A 14,907-nucleotide genomic window follows, 5' to 3' on the forward strand; every position below is an offset into this window, starting at 1 on the left:
ATGGATTGGAATAAAACTTATGCAGCAATTTATAGAGCAAGAAAAGATTATTTAAAGCCTATTTTTGAAATCGATCCTATTGCTTTAAAAGATTTAGTAGGTATGGAAAGTCAAAAAAAAGCACTTTATGAAAATACTTTAAATTTTATTCAAGATAAGGGAGCAAATCACGCACTTTTATGGGGATCTAAGGGCACTGGAAAATCAAGTTTAATTAAAGCTATATTTAATGAATTTAAAGAACGGGGCTTAAGACTTGTCGAATTAAATAAAGAAGATTTATTTGCCTTAGCAGATATCATCGATGAAATCAGATTGGAAAATTTTAAATTCATACTTTTTTGTGATGATTTTTCTTTTGAAAAGGGAGATGATAGTTATAAATTTTTAAAACCTTTACTTGAGGGAAGCATAGAAAAAGCCCCAAATAATGTAATTATTTATGCGAGTTCAAATCGTAGGCATTTATTAAGTGAAAGCATTACTGATAATCTTGATACGCAAATCACACATACAGAACTTCATTTAAGCGATGCTGCTGAAGAAAGATTAAGCTTGAGTGATAGATTTGGTTTGTGGTTAAGTTTTTATCAGGGAAATTTAGAAGAGTATTTAAAGATGATAGATTTTTATTTTAAAGATTATTCTTGTGATAAAGAGCTTTTACACGCTAAAGCTAAAGAATTTGCTACTCTAAGAGCAAGTAGAAGTGGTCGTACCGCAAAGCAATTTTATTTAGCTTTTAAGGAGAATTTTAAATGACTGGAGCACAAATTTTTACCAAGCTTTTAAATTTGGATTTAAATTATCATGATTTTGATTGGCTTGAAAATCAAGGATTGAGTGAATTTGAGCTTTTAATTTCTGTCGTTTTAACTCAAAATACAAATTGGAAAAATGTCTTAAAAGCTTTAGAAAATTTAAAAAAAGAAAATATTGCAAGCTTAGAACAAATCAATACTTTATCCAATTTAGAACTTGCAACTTTAATTAAGCCTAGCGGATTTTATAATACCAAAACTAAGCGTTTAAAAGGTTTGGTAGAAAGTATTATAAACACTTATGAAAATTTAGAAAATTTTAAAACAAATGCAAGCAGAGAATGGCTTTTAAATATCAAAGGTTTAGGTTTTGAAAGCGTTGATAGTATTTTAAACTATCTTTGCAAAAGAGAGGTTTTGGTTGTAGATAATTATAGTTTGCGTTTGGCTTTTTACTTAGGTTATGAGTTTGAAAATTATGAAGAATTAAGAGAATTTTTTCAAAGTGGCATAGAGAGTGAGCAAGAAAATTTGTATAAAATTTTAGGAAAAAAATGCGAACTTTACGAACTTTATCAAATTTTTCATGCTTTGATTGTAGCTTTTGCAAAACAGAGTTTTAAAGGACAAAAATTAAGCCCTAAGGGTGAAGAATGGATCAAAATTTTAAAGGAAGATTTATGAAAGCAAAAGGAAGCGAGCTTATACCTGTTTTAACTATAGCAGGGAGTGATTGTAGTGGTGGAGCAGGGATACAAGCCGATCTTAAAACCTTTAGTGCACACAATCTTTTTGGTATGAGTGTGGTTTTAAGTGTGGTAGCTGAAAATACCGCAAGGGTGATTTCTGTACACGATATACCTACTCAAAGCGTGGATGAACAAATGCTTGCCGTGTTTGAAGATATAGTGCCAAAGGCAACTAAAATCGGAATGATAGGTTCTTGTGAATTAATGAGCTGTGTAGCTAAAAATTTAAGCGAGTTTAAACCTCAAAATGTAGTTATTGATCCTGTAATGTTTGCCAAAAATGGCTATGCTTTAATGCCGCAAGAAAATTGTGATTTTTTCAAACAAACTATAATAAAATTTGCAGACATTCTTACTCCTAATATTCCTGAAGCAGAGTTTTTATGTGGTTTTAAGATCGCTAATGAAGAGCAGATGATAAAAGCAGCTAAGCATTTATGCAGCTTGGGGGCTAAGGCAGTTTTGCTTAAAGGCGGACATAGTGAAACAAATGCCAATGATGTGCTTTATGATGGAAAAGAAATTTATATTTTAAAAGGCGAACGCATAGAAACTAAAAATACTCACGGTACAGGTTGTACGCTTTCTTCGGCTATTGCTAGTAATTTAGCTAAAGGCAAGGATTTGTTTCATGCTGTTAGTGAAGCTAAAGAATATGTAAGAAATGCGATTTATTATTCACTCAATCTTGGAAAAGGTTGTGGTCCTACAAATCATTTTTTCAAGTTTTTAGATGAAAAATAAATTAGATCTTAGTCTTTATTTGGTTGCTACTAAGGGAAATAAAAGCGAGGAGTGTTTTTTAAATACTTTAGAAAATGCTATAAAAGGTGGAGTAAGTATCATACAACTTCGTGAAAAAGAGCTTAATGCAAGAGAATTTTATAAACTAGGCTTAAAGGTGCAAAAACTTTGCAAGGCTTATAAAATACCTTTTTTGATTAACGATAGAGTGGACATAGCTTTAGCCTTAGATGCTGATGGGGTGCATTTAGGACAGGAAGATTTAGAAGTAAAACTAGCTAGAAAGCTTTTAGGAGATGAAAAAATCATAGGCTTAAGCCTTAAAAAGCTAGAACAACTTGAGTTCATACAAGGAGCAAATTATTTAGGTTGTGGAGCTATCAAGGCAACGCCTACTAAAGAAAGTTCGCTTTTAAGCCTTGAGCTTTTAAGCCAAATTTGTGATAAAAGTCCTATAGGGGTTGTAGCTATAGGAGGGGTTGATAAAGCGGTGCTTGATGAGTTAAAGAGTATAAATTTAAGCGGCGTGGCTGTGGTTAGGGCGATCATGGATGCTAAAGATGCTTTTTTGGCAGCTAAAGAGCTAAAGTGTAAAATCTATGAAAATTTATCTCTTAAATGAAACTCCTTTTGAAGGGGTAGAAAATCTTATTTTAAATGAGATTGTTTTTTATGATTTTAGTATAGATTTGAGTTTGTATGATGCTTTAATCTGTACTTCAAAAAATGCTTTAAAAGCTTTACAACATGCAAAAATCACTTTAAATTTCAAACTCAATTTATACGCTGTAGGACAAAGTACAGCTCAATACGCTAAAAATTTAGGTTTTAAAAAGATTAAAATTCCATCAAAGGCTTATGGAAAAGATCTTTTTCTTGAATTTAAAGAGGAATTAAAAACGCAAAAATGTTTGTATTTAAGGGCTAAAAATATTGTTTCAACTTTAAATTTGGATCTTAAAAATGCAGGTGTGGATTTAGATGAAGTGATTGTTTATGAAAATGTTTTTAAAAAAGGTGACAAAAAACTTACTCATCCTGCTATTTTTATATTTACCTCTCCTTTAAGTGTAGAAAATTTTTTAAAATTTTATAGCTTAAAAGAAGAAGATAAGGTTGTAGTTATAGGACAAAGCACAGCAAAGAAGCTTTTAAATTTTAAAAATCTTTATATATGCGAAAATCAAAGTCTTTTAGACTGTGTTAAGCTCGCTAAGACTTTGGTTTAATTTTTTAAATTCCAAAAATTTTCTTTAGGATAAATAATAATGCTTTTTGTGAGTAAAATTTCATCATTGACATTTTTATCACGATTTAAAGCAATGCTAATGTGGGCTATAATAACACCATCTTTGTTTAAATTTGCATCGGGATTGAAGTTGGAAAATTTAAAATTAACACATTGTGCAATAGGATAAAAATATTTTATTTTAATCAAAGCTTTTGCGTAATTAAAATATATATTATCTAAACATTCTTTATTTTCTTGCTTTGCTTGATATAAAAAATATTTAGAAAATTGTGTTGCATTGTGACTTAAAATTTGAGCTTGAAGGTAGTAATAACTATCTTGGATTATTTTTGGAGTGTAGCTAGATATGTTTAAGGTCAAGCTCATCCATAGACTTATTAGTAGTATTAAAAAAATTGTCCAAATTAAAACATAAGCTTTTTTCATAGTAAAATTCTTTTTTCAAGGCAATATTTTGTTTGTCTTTTTAGGCAAATTTTTAATTTATTGTTTTGCAGGTTAAATGAGCTTATGTTTTTAGAAATTAATCCTTGTTGGTTTAATTGTTCATTAAATTTTGGCTTTATTTCATATATAAGTTCTTCATTTTGCAATTTGATAACTAATTGAGCTTGCAAAGGAATAAAACTACCTGTAAAATTTGTAGATATACCATTTTCTAAGATGGATATTTTTTCAATCTTATTAATTTTATAAGCATAGCTAATATGCTCATTGTCATTGTATAAATCTTTTCTATTTTGGAGTTGTGTTTTAAAATCAGAATGAGGTGAATAAAGTGTATGATTATTTTCTAAAATAAGAGCAGAATTAATAAGATAAAGTTTATTATCTTTTAGGCTAATTAACTCATCTTTTAAAAGACATTTTAATGTATTTTGTGAAAATGTAATATTAATACAATTTTGTATTAATTTTTCTATTTTAAGCAAGTTTAAATGTGCTTGAGTGATAAGATTGTTTGTATGTAAAGCAGTAAAATTTAAATGATAAAAATCCATTAAAGGTTTTGAAAGTAAGCTAGTTATAAAAGTAAAAAGTATTAGTGATATTATAAGTTCAAAAAGTGTAAAAGCTTTGCTCATTCTTTAAAATAAACGCTATAATTTTGATCTTGAAAGTATAATTTTTGAAATTGAAATATACCATCATTAACAAACTGTTCTTGTAAAACTATAGGTTTTAAGGCTGAAGTTTGAAGTATGATGGTTTTAAAAATAGGCTTTTCATATAATTCTTCTTGAAGTTTATAGAGTCTTTCAAAAATATTTAAATTTTCATAGTTTTTGTAAAGTTGAATATAGTAATAAAAAATGCCAATGAAAATTAAAGATATGATCGTTATAGCACTAATGCTTTCTATAAGTATGAAAGCCTTTTTCATTTGGCGCTGCTAGCATTTATGGCTTCAAAAAAACTTCCGCGAATTCCTTTTTGTTCGAGTATTTTTATGCCTTTTATTGTAACTCCGCCAGGGGAGCAAATATTTTCTTTGATAATAGCTGGATGTTCATGTTCTAGTAAAGCACTAGAGCTTTTAAATAAAGAGCGCGTAAGATTAAGACTAAGTTCTTTTGATAAACCTTCATAAACTCCAGCATTAGCAATGCTTTCTGCTATAAGTGCTAAAAAAGCAGGAGCGCAGCCGCTAATCGCCATAGCTGCATTCATTTGTATTTCATTATCTAATTTATAAGCCGAGCCAAAAGTTTTTAAAATGTCTAAAATTTCATTTTCAAAATGAGAGTTTTTAAGTATATATGGTGTGGTTGAAGCCTTGTATTTAGCTGCTGTATTGGGTATTATTCTAACATAATTTTGAGCTTTGATGGTTTGTAGTTTTTCAAAATCAACATTGGCTAAAACAGAGATTAAGATACGTGCTTGTCCTTTTAGCATTTGAGCAATATTTTCTAAAGCATAAGGTTTAAATGCTAAAATAACATCTTTACCTTCTATGTTAAAATCTTTGTAAAGTAAGGTTTTAAAGCCTTCTTTGGCGAGGGCTTGAAGTTTTTCTATACTTCTTCCTACTATACAAATTTCATAATCATCTTTTAATCCATAGGCTAAGGCTGTTGCCATAGATCCATTTGCAAGTATATAGAGCATTATTTTTTAATATAATTAGCAATTTGATCAGCTTGAAAAAAGTCGGGATAATTAACTGTATCTAGTATCACTTGTACCATAGTATTATTATCAAGATTAATGACTACTGGAGCTAGAAAATTCACTGTCGATTCTTCAATGCTTTTTGCTATGGCTACTATATTAAAAATTTTCATATTAGATTCAGGTGTTAAAGAAAGAAGCTCTTGATAATAAGTTGGTATATCAAATTCATAATCAGGTCTAATCAAATAAGGATTAATTAAAACAAAAGAAAAGTCTTTACCATCAAGACTTTTAAGTCTTACAAATACTTCATCGATAGTTGAAAATTCCATATTTTTGGTTTCTTCAAAACCTAAGATAGGGCATTTAACAGCTAGGGTCATGTTTTCTCCTTAAGTTATAATGTTTAATATTTTAACATAAAATAAGCAATAATCATTCCAAAATTTTAAATTATTTAATTAATTTTATTATAATTTTAGAAGAACATAATTATAAAATCGTTAAAATATATATTTTTGAGAATATAAATCAAGGTGAAGTATGAAAAAAGGTATTTTTTTATTGGTTTTTTTAAGTGTTTTTTTTAGTGCGTGTAGTACGAAAAATGATGAAGGTTTATACAATCTTAGTGCTAGTGAGTGGTATAAGCAAATTATTAAAGATTTGCAGGACAAGGATTTGGAAAAAGCTGATGATCATTATAATGGTATGGCAAGTGAGCATGTTGCCGATCCTTTATTGGAAACTACTTTAATTATTTTAGCACAAGCTCATATGGATGAAGAGGAATATAAGTTAGCTGAATTTTATTTAGATGAATATAATAAAAAATTTGGAAATTCACGCAATGCTGATTATATTCGTTATCTTAAAATTAAAGCAAAATTTGATGCATTTGCAGTGCCAAATCGTAATCAGGCTTTAATGCTTGAAAGCCAAAAAGAAATAGATACTTTTTTGAAAGATTATCCTTATACAGAATATGAACCTTTGGTTCAAACAATGCTTACAAAATTTAATTTAGCGGTTTTTTATCTTAATAGTACTATAGAAAATCTATACCAGCGCATAGGGCATGATGAAAGTGCGCAAATTTATAAACAAAGACTTCAAGAAAGTGAATTTTATCAGCAAAGTATTATCAAACCTGAGCTTCCTTGGTATAGAAGTATATTTGAAAGATTTTAATAAACAAGGAAAATAAATGCAGATTGAAGAGATACAAAATTATCCAGCAAATTTACCAGTATTGGTTGAAGATGAATTATTTTTATATCCTTTTATGATAACTCCTATTTTTATTAACGATTCATCCAATATGAAAGCTTTAGATCTTGCGATTAAAAATGATAGTATGCTTTTTGTTGCACCTTCAAAGTTGGAAAATGGAAGAAATTTTGATGAAATTTATAATTGTGGAGTGATTGGGACTATCATGCGAAAAGTTCCTTTACCCGATGGAAGGGTGAAAATACTTTTTCAAGGATATGCTAAGGGCAAAATTATAGAGCAAATTTCTAATAAACCTTTAGAAGCCAAGATAGAACTTATAAAAGAAGACTTTTTAGAAGGAACTAAAAAAGAAGCGCTTCTTGAAGTTTTAAAAGAGAAGGTAAAAAATTTGGCAAATATTAGTCATTATTTTTCTCCAGATCTTTTAAGAACAATTGAAGAAGGTTTTGATGCGTCTAGGATTTGTGATTTGATTTTAAATACTGTGCGTATTAAAAAACAAGTTGCTTATGAGTTTTTTGTTTTAACAGATCTTGAGCAAAAATTAGTAAAATTAATAGATTTAATTGCCCAAGAAATAGAAGCCAATAAAATTCAAAAAGAAATTAAAAATAAAGTACATTCTCGTATTGATAAGGTAAATAAAGAATATTTTTTAAAAGAACAATTAAGACAAATTCAAAAAGAGCTTGGTTCTGATACACAAAAAGAAGATGAGGTTAGAGAGTATCAAAAGCGTCTGGAGTTAAAGAAGAAATTTATGCACGAAGACGCTTATAAAGAAATCAAAAAGCAAATTGAAAAATTTGAACGCATTCATCAAGATAATTCCGAAGCATCGATGATTCAAACTTACATAGAAACAGCATTAGATATTCCTTTTGAAAAAATTTCTAAGAAAAAACTTGATATTAAAGAAGTTTCAAAACAGCTCAACCATGATCATTATGCATTAAACAAACCAAAAGAACGCATAGAAGAATATTTTGCAGTTAGGGAACTTTTAGAAAAAAGAAAAATAGCAGAAAAAGATGGTGCTAAAGTTATACTTTGTCTTTATGGACCTCCTGGCGTGGGTAAAACTTCACTGGCAAATTCTGTTTCAAAAGCTTTAAAAAGAGAGCTTATTCGCATAGCCTTAGGCGGACTTGAAGATGTTAATGAGCTACGTGGTCATCGTAGAACTTATATAGGCGCTATGCCTGGACGTATTACCCAAGGACTCATAGAGGCAAAACAAATTAATCCTGTAATTGTATTGGATGAAATTGATAAATTAAATCGCAGTTTTAGAGGCGATCCAAGTGCGGTGCTTTTAGAAATTTTAGATCCAGAGCAAAATTCTAAATTTAGAGATTATTATTTAAATTTTAATATTGATTTAAGTAAAGTCATTTTTATAGCAACGGCAAATGATATTAGCAATATTCCTACACCTTTAAGAGATAGAATGGAATTTATAGAACTTAGCTCTTATACTCCAAGTGAAAAATTTCATATAATGAAAAAATATTTAATTCCAGATGAGCTTAAAAAACATGGCTTAAAATCCAATGAATTATCTATTGATGATGAAACTATAGAGTTAATCATTAGTGATTATACTCGTGAATCAGGAGTTAGAAATTTGCGTCGCAAAGTGACAGAGTTGTGTCGTAAGAGTGCTAAAAAACTACTTTTAGAAAATATTAAAAAAGTCATTATTAATACAAAAAATTTGAATGAATTTTTAGATAAAAAAGTTTTTGAAATAGAAAAAAATAATGGAGAAAATCAAGTAGGTCAGGTTAATGGTTTGGCTTGGACAAGTGTAGGTGGAGATGTTTTAAAAGTAGAGGCTGTAAAAATTAAAGGTAAAGGAGAATTAACGCTCACGGGAAGTTTGGGTGATGTAATGAAAGAATCAGCTAGAATTGCTTTTAGCATGATAAAAGTTTTAATCGATGAAGGAAAAATAAAAATACCTAAAAAAATAATTATCGATCCTAAAGTTAATGTTTATGATAGTTATAATATTCATATACATGTGCCAGATGGAGCTACTCCAAAAGATGGCCCAAGTGCAGGCATTACGATAAGCACAGCCATTGCTTCTATTTTTAGTGATAAAAAGGTTAAAGCAGATGTTGCAATGACAGGTGAAATAGATTTAAAAGGAAAAGTTTTACCAATAGGCGGATTAAAAGAAAAATTAATTGCAGCTTATAAAGCAGATATAAAAACAGCTTTAATCCCAAGAAAAAATTACGAAAGGGATTTAAAAGATATTCCTAGTGAGGTTAGAGACAATATGGAAATCATTGCTGTTGATACTTTTAGTGATGTTTTAGAATATACTTTGGTTTAATTTTATTTTGAGAATAAATGTATAAGAAAGCAAACTTTTTATAAGTTTGCTTTTAAAAGATTATAGTCCTTCAAAAGGATTATTGATTACTTCTTTTCTATCCACTATATAAGGGATAAGAGCTACATGTCTTGCACGTTTGATTGCAACTTCTACCATTTCTTGGTATTTTTTGCTTGTACCTGTTAAACGGCGTGGCATGATTTTAAATCTTTCAGATAAAGCATGTTTTAACATTGCTGTATCTTTATAATCAATAAATTCAACTTTTGCTTCAGTGTATTTGCAATATTTGCGAGAGTATTTTCTTTTTTCTGCCATAGTTTATCCTTTAAAATGGTAAATTAGTATCATCGCTATCATAAGCATCGATATCAATTTCTTTTATTTTTTCTTCGTGTTGTGGGTTTTGGTTTCTTTGTGGAGCAGGGTTTGCTTTTGCTTTATTAAAATTTTGATTTTCACTCATATAAGGATCATAGCTTTGATTTTCATAGTTTCCACTATAATTGTTGTTTGAAAAGCTATTATTGCCAAAATTTCCACCTTGTTGTGGAGTGCTGGAATTTCCAAGCATTTCCATATTTTCAACTTGTATGCTATGTTTAGAGCGATTTTGTCCATTTTGATCACTCCACTGTTCAAATCTCAAACGTCCTTCTATAAGCACTTTTGAACCTTTTGTAAGGTATTGGTTTGCAACTTCTGCGGTGCGACCATAAAAGCTTATATCAATAAAGCAAGTTTCTTCTCTTTTTTCTCCATTTGTGGTAAATCTTCTTGTTACTGCTATAGCGGAAGCTCCAATAGCACTACCGCTTTGTGCATAACGCATTTCTATATCGCGTGTAAGATTTCCAACCAAAACAACTTTGTTAAACATCTTTTTCCTTATTGAATTTCAGGAGCATCTAAAGGTTTGATTTCTTTTTTAGATTGCTTAATCCCGTGGCTTAGTTTTTCCCAAGCTGCAATTTCTTTTTTATTTTCATATTTTACGATTAAAAATCTTATTACTTCTTCAGTGATTCTTAACACCCTTTCAAGCTCAGCGATCAAGTTTGTAGGAGCTTTGAAATAAATCACAAAATAAGTTCCTCTTTCGTATTTTTTGATTTTATACGCTAATTTTCTAGTGCCCATTGGAACAACAGTTTCAATTTCTGCACCATTTTTGGTTAGGACTTCTTTAACAAATTCCAACTTCGCATTCACTTCCTCTTCGGTAAGTGTTGGTTTTAAGATAAATAAAACCTCATAATGTTTCATCTTTTCTCCTTATGGATATTAAAGCCCATTTTCATGAGCAAGGATTTTGCATAAAGCAAGACTAGATTATATCAAAATATACTTAATTAGTCTTGAATATCCAATGTCTTATCTAAATTTACTTTGATTTCTTCAAGCATGGCAAAACGTTTTTTATACATGGAGCGTTTTTGTGAAGGGATTTCTTCTAGGTTTTTTTGAGAGTGGTGGAGTTTATAGTATTTGTGTTTATTGATTTTTATTAATTCTCCACCATTTTCTAGCCAAATTTTTTGATAATCTACAAAATATCCTTTTTCTTTTCCTTTTTGAGAACGGATTTGATTTTTTTCATGCACACCTAAAGTAGCTTGAAGTTTTAAAATTTCACAAAGCATCTTAGAGCATTCTATAAGTAAAGCAACAGGGCGCAAACCATGACATTTTTTAGTTAAAATTTTATTAATTTCTAAAATATTAAAATCTTTGTATTTATATCCTTGTATGCAAGAAAGTAGAAGATTATTTTCTAAAGTAAAGCAAAAATTACATTGTGAGATAGTGTATTTTTTAAATTTTAAAGAAAAAGCCCAAAAACCTTCTTCGTAAACATTATGGTTATATCCTAAAAAAAGCTCAAAATCTTCATCAAAAGAAAAAATCATTTGTTCTTCGGGAAGAAATTTAAAACAAGTAAGTCCCTTATCAACATCATAAATAAGTGTTTTAACGCGTTCATTTGCTTTAAAACTTTTATCGCAAAATCTTCTTATAGCATTGTAGCAAGCATAGGGTCTTTGAGAGAAAAAGTCTTTTAAATGTTTATTTTTTTCTTCATTAAGCGTTTTTTCTAGAAGCCTTACTTGAGGAAAATATAGAATTTTTCTTGCTTGAAAACGCAAATAGCGCCAAAAGATGATACTTTTTCTTCTATCAGTAAAATTTGGAATAGGGTAGGAAAATTTTTTATTCACCTGTAATCCTTGATATATCATTATAAGTTGCAAAGAGCATTAGACTTAAAAGTATTGCCATACCTGCGTAACTTAAGTATTCAAAAGCACGCTGTGGAACCTTGCGTCTAAAAATCATTTCATAAAGATTAAAAAGTATATGTCCTCCATCAAGCATAGGAATAGGTAAAAGATTTAAAATGCCTAAATTTATAGAAATTAAAGCAGTGATAAATAAAAGCAAAGTAAAGCTATTTTGTGCAGCCTTTGAGGTAATTTCAGTCATGGTGATAATACCGCCTAAATTTTTTGCTTCAACTTCACCACTTATGAGTTTTATTATACCCTTGATGATGAGTGTAGAAGCTTGAAAACTTTCTTGTATGGCATATTTAAAACTTTCTAAACCTTGATGTTTTACAAGAGTGCTTGTCGCATTTGGACTGACTCCAAGTTGAGGTTTTTCAACGATTTGTCCAAAGTCATTATATCCTTGTCCTATTTTTGGAGTTAAAATAAATTCTAAATTTTTTCCTTCTCTATTGATTAATATTTTCAAAGGCTCTAAACTTAAATGCTTTGAAATTTCATCAAAGCTTTGAATTTTTACACCGTTAATTTCTAAGATAGTATCATTTTTTTGAAGTCCTATTTCTTGTGCAGCAGAGTTTGGCGCTATGTTTCCTATTTGCGGAGCAAGTTTGTTTAGACCTAAATTTCCTATGATAATATAAAGAAAAAAAGCTAAAATTAGATTAAAAAATGGTCCAGCAAAAAGAATATAAATCTTTTTTAAAGGACTTAAAATGCTATAGCTATCTTTGTCTAGATTTTCAAAACCAGGACGCATATCATCTTGTCCTTTAAGTTTAACATATCCTCCAAGTGGCAAAGCACTTAAGCGATAGTTCGTGCCTTTAAATTCACGCTCTATAAGACTTTTTCCAAATCCTATGCTAAAGACTTCAACTTTTACACCCAAAGATCTTGCAGCTAAAAAATGTCCTAATTCGTGAAAGAAAATTAAAAATGAGATGACTAAAATAGTTGCTAAAAATTCAATAGAATAAAATTTAATTCCCAAAATCAAAATAACAATTAAAAACAATAAAGATCTCATTTTTCTCCTTTTTTTTGAGCTTTTATATAAGTATAGATGTATTCAAATCCAGAATAAAGAGTTAAAATCAAAGCTATGTAAAGTAGAATTTCACCGCCTATCCACTCCATGATTAAAAATCCTATCGCAGTCATTTGAAAAGCGGTTTTAAGTTTACCTGCAAAAGAAGCATTGACATTTAAATTTTCGCTAATCATCACAACTCTAAAACCTGTGATAAAAAATTCCCTTACTAATATAATATAAATTACCCATTCATTAGCTTTTCCTGTAAGCAAAAGTCCTAAAAAAGCTGCTAAAACAAGCATTTTATCAGCTAATGGATCTAAGATTCCACCCAGTTTTGTAGTTTGTTTCCAAGTTCTTGCGATGTATCCATCAAAAAAATCACTTAAAGCCGCTAATGAAAAAGTTAAAGCAGCAAAATAATTAATCCAACTTTGATGAATATTTTCAAATTTATGAATTAACAAAAAAAATAGCAAAGGCGCTAAAACCATTCTAAAAATCGCCAAGATATTGGGTAAATTCATAACAAGCCTTGTGAAATTAAATGTAAAATTATAATCAAAATTGTATAAAATTTAAGCAAAGACTTAGTAAAAATACAAAAAAGAATCAGTTTATTTTTATTTAAATTTTGCTTAAAAGCAAAATTTAAATAAATTTTACAACTTCATCAAAACTAAAACGATTTTTTTGAGGATTTTTTTCATCGTTGCAATATCCTAAAGCCACTACCAAACTTGATCTTTCTTTTTGAATATCAAGTGATAAATAAGAATCAAGCTTTTCTTTATCAAAACCACCTATAGTGCAGCTTGCTATATTTAAAGCATTAGCACTGTAAAGTATGCTAGCTAGAGCTATATGAGCTTGTTCTCTTGCATAAGATATTTTTTGTTCTTGATTTAGAGATTTTAAAAAAGGCATATAAGTATCTAAGCGTTTTTGAATTTCTGTTTTACTCATATCTCTTTTTCTAAGTTTTTCTTCAAAATAATCCAAAAAATCAAGTCTTGAAATGATGATAATTAACGCAGCGCAATCTTTTACATGTTTTTGTTGGTTGCAAATTTTAGAAAGTTCTTCTTTTCTTTTCTCATCTTGCACTACTATAAATTTCCAAGGTTCTAGTCCTAAGGAGCTGGGGCTTAATCTTGCTATTTCTAAAATAGAATTTAAATCCTCTTTTTTGAGTTTTTCATTTTTAAAATTTCTACAAGAATATCTTGTGCTAAAAATTTCAAGTTCTTTTTTCATTATTTTTCCTTGTAAAATTCGACGACTTCATTAAAATTTAAGCGTTGAGTAGAATATTTTGGTTCGTGGGCTTTATATCCTAAGGATAAAATTACAGCAGTTTCAAAAGGATAAGTTAAATTAAGAAAATTATCAACCTTAGCTTTTTCAAAGCCACCTATCATACAAGAATCAATACCTAAGCTCATTGCAGCTAGCGACATTTGCATCATAGCAAGATAGCATTGAAGTTGTGCATCAATGATAGAGTTCATTATCATTCATTGCATTGGTTTTATGGGTGTAAATTTCTAAAATTTTTTGAAAATTTTCTTCACTAGAACCTGAGAAGCGACGCACTTGTTTTTGTGCAAATTCATCTTTGCTTTGAAGATCTTTTCTTGCTAGAAAAATAATATTATGACTCGCACTTGCTACATTTTGTTGATTGTAACATAGGGTTGAGAGTTTAAGATTGTGTTCTTTTTGTTCTAATACTACAAATTTCCAAGGCTCAAATCCATGTGAGCTTGGGGCTAAGACTCCACTTTCTAAGATAAAATGCAAATCCTTTTCATTGATTTTTTTATCATTAAAAAGTTTACAAGCTCTGCGTTTTGAAATTAGTTCTTTAAAATTCATTTTATTCCTTAAAATCAAAAATAATAATATTAATTATAAAATGCAAAGCTTAATCAAAAAATATTATAGTTTGATATTTTTCTTAAAAACAAAACCAGATTTTTCAAAACCCATTTTTTGGATATAAAATTCATGATCTTGTGTTCTAAAAAAGCTTGAGCTTAGTTCTAATTTTTCATTTCCTTGATCTTTTGCCCAAATTTGGATTTTTGTCAAAAAAGCTTAAACCTATACCTTTTTCTTTTAAAGTTTCATCTACGACAAAATCACAAATATAAAGACAAATGATTATGATAAGGTATATTAAAAGGCATGACTCCACAAGCTGCTTTGTAATTTCCCTCATTTTCGTAGGCAAAAAGTTTATAATGTTGAGTTTGTGTAGTAAGTTGGAATTTGTCTAAAAAAACTTTCAAAGATAGGTTATTTCTTAATTGTTTTATCAAGGGATAAATTTTTTCCAAGTCTTCTTTTAGCTTTATTTCTTTCATTTTT

19 protein-coding genes and 2 pseudogenes are annotated in these 14,907 nt (G+C 29.2%); 7 read left to right on the forward strand and 14 right to left on the reverse strand.

Going from position 1 to position 14,907, the window contains the following annotated elements:
- The 5 genes from ELQ06_RS05090 to ELQ06_RS05110 are packed head-to-tail and all read left to right on the forward strand — an operon-like array spanning position 1 to position 3,483.
- Entirely contained in the window at positions 1 to 762 is a 762-nt protein-coding gene (locus tag ELQ06_RS05090) for an ATP-binding protein (protein ID WP_052779709.1), read from the forward strand.
- Positions 759 to 1,445 carry an endonuclease III domain-containing protein gene (locus tag ELQ06_RS05095; RefSeq protein ID WP_052781742.1) on the forward strand — a complete coding sequence of 229 codons (687 nt, stop codon included), beginning with the start codon at positions 759 to 761 and terminating at the stop codon, positions 1,443 to 1,445. The genes ELQ06_RS05090 and ELQ06_RS05095 overlap by 4 nt, the downstream gene beginning before the upstream one ends.
- Entirely contained in the window at positions 1,442 to 2,254 is an 813-nt protein-coding gene (gene thiD, locus ELQ06_RS05100; RefSeq protein ID WP_052797749.1) for a bifunctional hydroxymethylpyrimidine kinase/phosphomethylpyrimidine kinase, read from the forward strand. The genes ELQ06_RS05095 and thiD overlap by 4 nt, the downstream gene beginning before the upstream one ends.
- Complete coding sequence (gene thiE / locus ELQ06_RS05105) at positions 2,244 to 2,876, forward strand: thiamine phosphate synthase (protein ID WP_052797674.1); 633 nt, start codon at positions 2,244 to 2,246, stop codon at positions 2,874 to 2,876. The genes thiD and thiE overlap by 11 nt, the downstream gene beginning before the upstream one ends.
- Complete coding sequence (locus ELQ06_RS05110; RefSeq protein WP_052797675.1) at positions 2,854 to 3,483, forward strand: uroporphyrinogen-III synthase; 630 nt, start codon at positions 2,854 to 2,856, stop codon at positions 3,481 to 3,483. Before thiE ends, ELQ06_RS05110 begins: the two co-directional genes overlap by 23 nt.
- Here ELQ06_RS05110 and ELQ06_RS05115 read toward each other — a convergent pair.
- The 5 genes from ELQ06_RS05115 to fliW are packed head-to-tail and all read right to left on the reverse strand — an operon-like array spanning position 3,480 to position 6,007.
- Positions 3,480 to 3,932 carry a hypothetical protein gene (locus ELQ06_RS05115; protein ID WP_002869049.1) on the reverse strand — a complete coding sequence of 151 codons (453 nt, stop codon included), beginning with the start codon at positions 3,930 to 3,932 and terminating at the stop codon, positions 3,480 to 3,482. The genes ELQ06_RS05110 and ELQ06_RS05115 overlap by 4 nt on opposite strands.
- Positions 3,929 to 4,591 carry a hypothetical protein gene (locus ELQ06_RS05120; protein ID WP_002866103.1) on the reverse strand — a complete coding sequence of 221 codons (663 nt, stop codon included), beginning with the start codon at positions 4,589 to 4,591 and terminating at the stop codon, positions 3,929 to 3,931. The genes ELQ06_RS05115 and ELQ06_RS05120 overlap by 4 nt, the downstream gene beginning before the upstream one ends.
- On the reverse strand, positions 4,588 to 4,890 hold the full coding sequence (locus tag ELQ06_RS05125) for a type II secretion system protein (RefSeq protein ID WP_002853046.1): 303 nt from the start codon (positions 4,888 to 4,890) through the stop codon (positions 4,588 to 4,590). The genes ELQ06_RS05120 and ELQ06_RS05125 overlap by 4 nt, the downstream gene beginning before the upstream one ends.
- Positions 4,887 to 5,618 carry a pyrroline-5-carboxylate reductase gene (locus tag ELQ06_RS05130; RefSeq protein WP_002859150.1) on the reverse strand — a complete coding sequence of 244 codons (732 nt, stop codon included), beginning with the start codon at positions 5,616 to 5,618 and terminating at the stop codon, positions 4,887 to 4,889. The genes ELQ06_RS05125 and ELQ06_RS05130 overlap by 4 nt, the downstream gene beginning before the upstream one ends.
- Positions 5,618 to 6,007: a flagellar assembly protein FliW gene (gene fliW / locus ELQ06_RS05135; RefSeq protein ID WP_002852982.1), complete on the reverse strand. Its 390-nt coding sequence runs from the start codon at positions 6,005 to 6,007 to the stop codon at positions 5,618 to 5,620. Before fliW ends, ELQ06_RS05130 begins: the two co-directional genes overlap by 1 nt.
- A 160-nt stretch (positions 6,008 to 6,167) precedes the next feature.
- Between fliW and ELQ06_RS05140 the strand changes: the two genes are divergently transcribed.
- Positions 6,168 to 6,815: an outer membrane protein assembly factor BamD gene (locus ELQ06_RS05140; protein WP_002852961.1), complete on the forward strand. Its 648-nt coding sequence runs from the start codon at positions 6,168 to 6,170 to the stop codon at positions 6,813 to 6,815.
- Between the two features lie 16 nt (positions 6,816 to 6,831).
- On the forward strand, positions 6,832 to 9,207 hold the full coding sequence (gene lon, locus ELQ06_RS05145) for an endopeptidase La (protein ID WP_002892228.1): 2,376 nt from the start codon (positions 6,832 to 6,834) through the stop codon (positions 9,205 to 9,207).
- Positions 9,208 to 9,267: 60 nt separating this feature from the next.
- On the opposite strand, the gene rpsR is transcribed toward lon, so the two are convergent.
- From rpsR to ELQ06_RS05190, 9 genes and pseudogenes are all read right to left on the reverse strand, one after another.
- Positions 9,268 to 9,528 carry a 30S ribosomal protein S18 gene (rpsR, locus tag ELQ06_RS05150; RefSeq protein ID WP_002853032.1) on the reverse strand — a complete coding sequence of 87 codons (261 nt, stop codon included), beginning with the start codon at positions 9,526 to 9,528 and terminating at the stop codon, positions 9,268 to 9,270.
- A gap of 10 nt (positions 9,529 to 9,538) precedes the next feature.
- Positions 9,539 to 10,090 (reverse strand): single-stranded DNA-binding protein, encoded by a 552-nt coding sequence (locus tag ELQ06_RS05155; RefSeq protein ID WP_052797676.1) that lies wholly within the window; start codon positions 10,088 to 10,090, stop codon positions 9,539 to 9,541.
- A gap of 8 nt (positions 10,091 to 10,098) precedes the next feature.
- A complete protein-coding gene (gene rpsF / locus ELQ06_RS05160; RefSeq protein WP_002812868.1) occupies positions 10,099 to 10,476 on the reverse strand; it encodes a 30S ribosomal protein S6 in 378 nt (125 codons plus the stop codon).
- 86 nt (positions 10,477 to 10,562) lie between these two features.
- Positions 10,563 to 11,429 (reverse strand): VirK family antimicrobial peptide resistance protein, encoded by an 867-nt coding sequence (locus ELQ06_RS05165; RefSeq protein WP_002892230.1) that lies wholly within the window; start codon positions 11,427 to 11,429, stop codon positions 10,563 to 10,565.
- Positions 11,422 to 12,528: an RIP metalloprotease RseP gene (gene rseP, locus ELQ06_RS05170; RefSeq protein WP_052797677.1), complete on the reverse strand. Its 1,107-nt coding sequence runs from the start codon at positions 12,526 to 12,528 to the stop codon at positions 11,422 to 11,424. Before rseP ends, ELQ06_RS05165 begins: the two co-directional genes overlap by 8 nt.
- Positions 12,525 to 13,061 (reverse strand): CDP-diacylglycerol--glycerol-3-phosphate 3-phosphatidyltransferase, encoded by a 537-nt coding sequence (pgsA, locus tag ELQ06_RS05175; protein ID WP_002812871.1) that lies wholly within the window; start codon positions 13,059 to 13,061, stop codon positions 12,525 to 12,527. Before pgsA ends, rseP begins: the two co-directional genes overlap by 4 nt.
- Positions 13,062 to 13,185: 124 nt before the next feature.
- Entirely contained in the window at positions 13,186 to 13,791 is a 606-nt protein-coding gene (locus ELQ06_RS05180) for an NAD(P)H-dependent oxidoreductase (protein ID WP_002864275.1), read from the reverse strand.
- Positions 13,791 to 14,412: pseudogene (locus ELQ06_RS05185) on the reverse strand (NAD(P)H-dependent oxidoreductase). Before ELQ06_RS05185 ends, ELQ06_RS05180 begins: the two are co-directional and overlap by 1 nt.
- 63 nt (positions 14,413 to 14,475) lie before the next feature.
- Positions 14,476 to 14,903, reverse strand: a pseudogene (locus tag ELQ06_RS05190) (GNAT family N-acetyltransferase).
- Positions 14,904 to 14,907: the final 4 nt, after the last annotated feature.

Origin of the sequence: Campylobacter sp. CH246, assembly GCF_004378835.1 — a bacterium.
GTDB lineage: Bacteria > Campylobacterota > Campylobacteria > Campylobacterales > Campylobacteraceae > Campylobacter_D > Campylobacter_D jejuni.

Bases quoted from the DNA above. Each gene is read 5' to 3' on its own strand.
- ELQ06_RS05090 (WP_052779709.1), top strand. From the start codon at position 1: ATGGATTGGAATAAAACTTATGCAGCAATTTATAGAGCAAGAAAAGAT.
- ELQ06_RS05095 (WP_052781742.1), top strand. From the start codon at position 759: ATGACTGGAGCACAAATTTTTACCAAGCTTTTAAATTTGGATTTAAAT.
- thiD (WP_052797749.1), top strand. From the start codon at position 1,442: ATGAAAGCAAAAGGAAGCGAGCTTATACCTGTTTTAACTATAGCAGGG.
- thiE (WP_052797674.1), top strand. From the start codon at position 2,244: ATGAAAAATAAATTAGATCTTAGTCTTTATTTGGTTGCTACTAAGGGA.
- ELQ06_RS05110 (WP_052797675.1), top strand. From the start codon at position 2,854: ATGAAAATTTATCTCTTAAATGAAACTCCTTTTGAAGGGGTAGAAAAT.
- ELQ06_RS05115 (WP_002869049.1), bottom strand. From the start codon at position 3,932: ATGAAAAAAGCTTATGTTTTAATTTGGACAATTTTTTTAATACTACTA.
- ELQ06_RS05120 (WP_002866103.1), bottom strand. From the start codon at position 4,591: ATGAGCAAAGCTTTTACACTTTTTGAACTTATAATATCACTAATACTT.
- ELQ06_RS05125 (WP_002853046.1), bottom strand. From the start codon at position 4,890: ATGAAAAAGGCTTTCATACTTATAGAAAGCATTAGTGCTATAACGATC.
- ELQ06_RS05130 (WP_002859150.1), bottom strand. From the start codon at position 5,618: ATGCTCTATATACTTGCAAATGGATCTATGGCAACAGCCTTAGCCTAT.
- fliW (WP_002852982.1), bottom strand. From the start codon at position 6,007: ATGACCCTAGCTGTTAAATGCCCTATCTTAGGTTTTGAAGAAACCAAA.
- ELQ06_RS05140 (WP_002852961.1), top strand. From the start codon at position 6,168: ATGAAAAAAGGTATTTTTTTATTGGTTTTTTTAAGTGTTTTTTTTAGT.
- lon (WP_002892228.1), top strand. From the start codon at position 6,832: ATGCAGATTGAAGAGATACAAAATTATCCAGCAAATTTACCAGTATTG.
- rpsR (WP_002853032.1), bottom strand. From the start codon at position 9,528: ATGGCAGAAAAAAGAAAATACTCTCGCAAATATTGCAAATACACTGAA.
- ELQ06_RS05155 (WP_052797676.1), bottom strand. From the start codon at position 10,090: ATGTTTAACAAAGTTGTTTTGGTTGGAAATCTTACACGCGATATAGAA.
- rpsF (WP_002812868.1), bottom strand. From the start codon at position 10,476: ATGAAACATTATGAGGTTTTATTTATCTTAAAACCAACACTTACCGAA.
- rseP (WP_052797677.1), bottom strand. From the start codon at position 12,528: ATGAGATCTTTATTGTTTTTAATTGTTATTTTGATTTTGGGAATTAAA.
- pgsA (WP_002812871.1), bottom strand. From the start codon at position 13,061: ATGAATTTACCCAATATCTTGGCGATTTTTAGAATGGTTTTAGCGCCT.
- ELQ06_RS05180 (WP_002864275.1), bottom strand. From the start codon at position 13,791: ATGAAAAAAGAACTTGAAATTTTTAGCACAAGATATTCTTGTAGAAAT.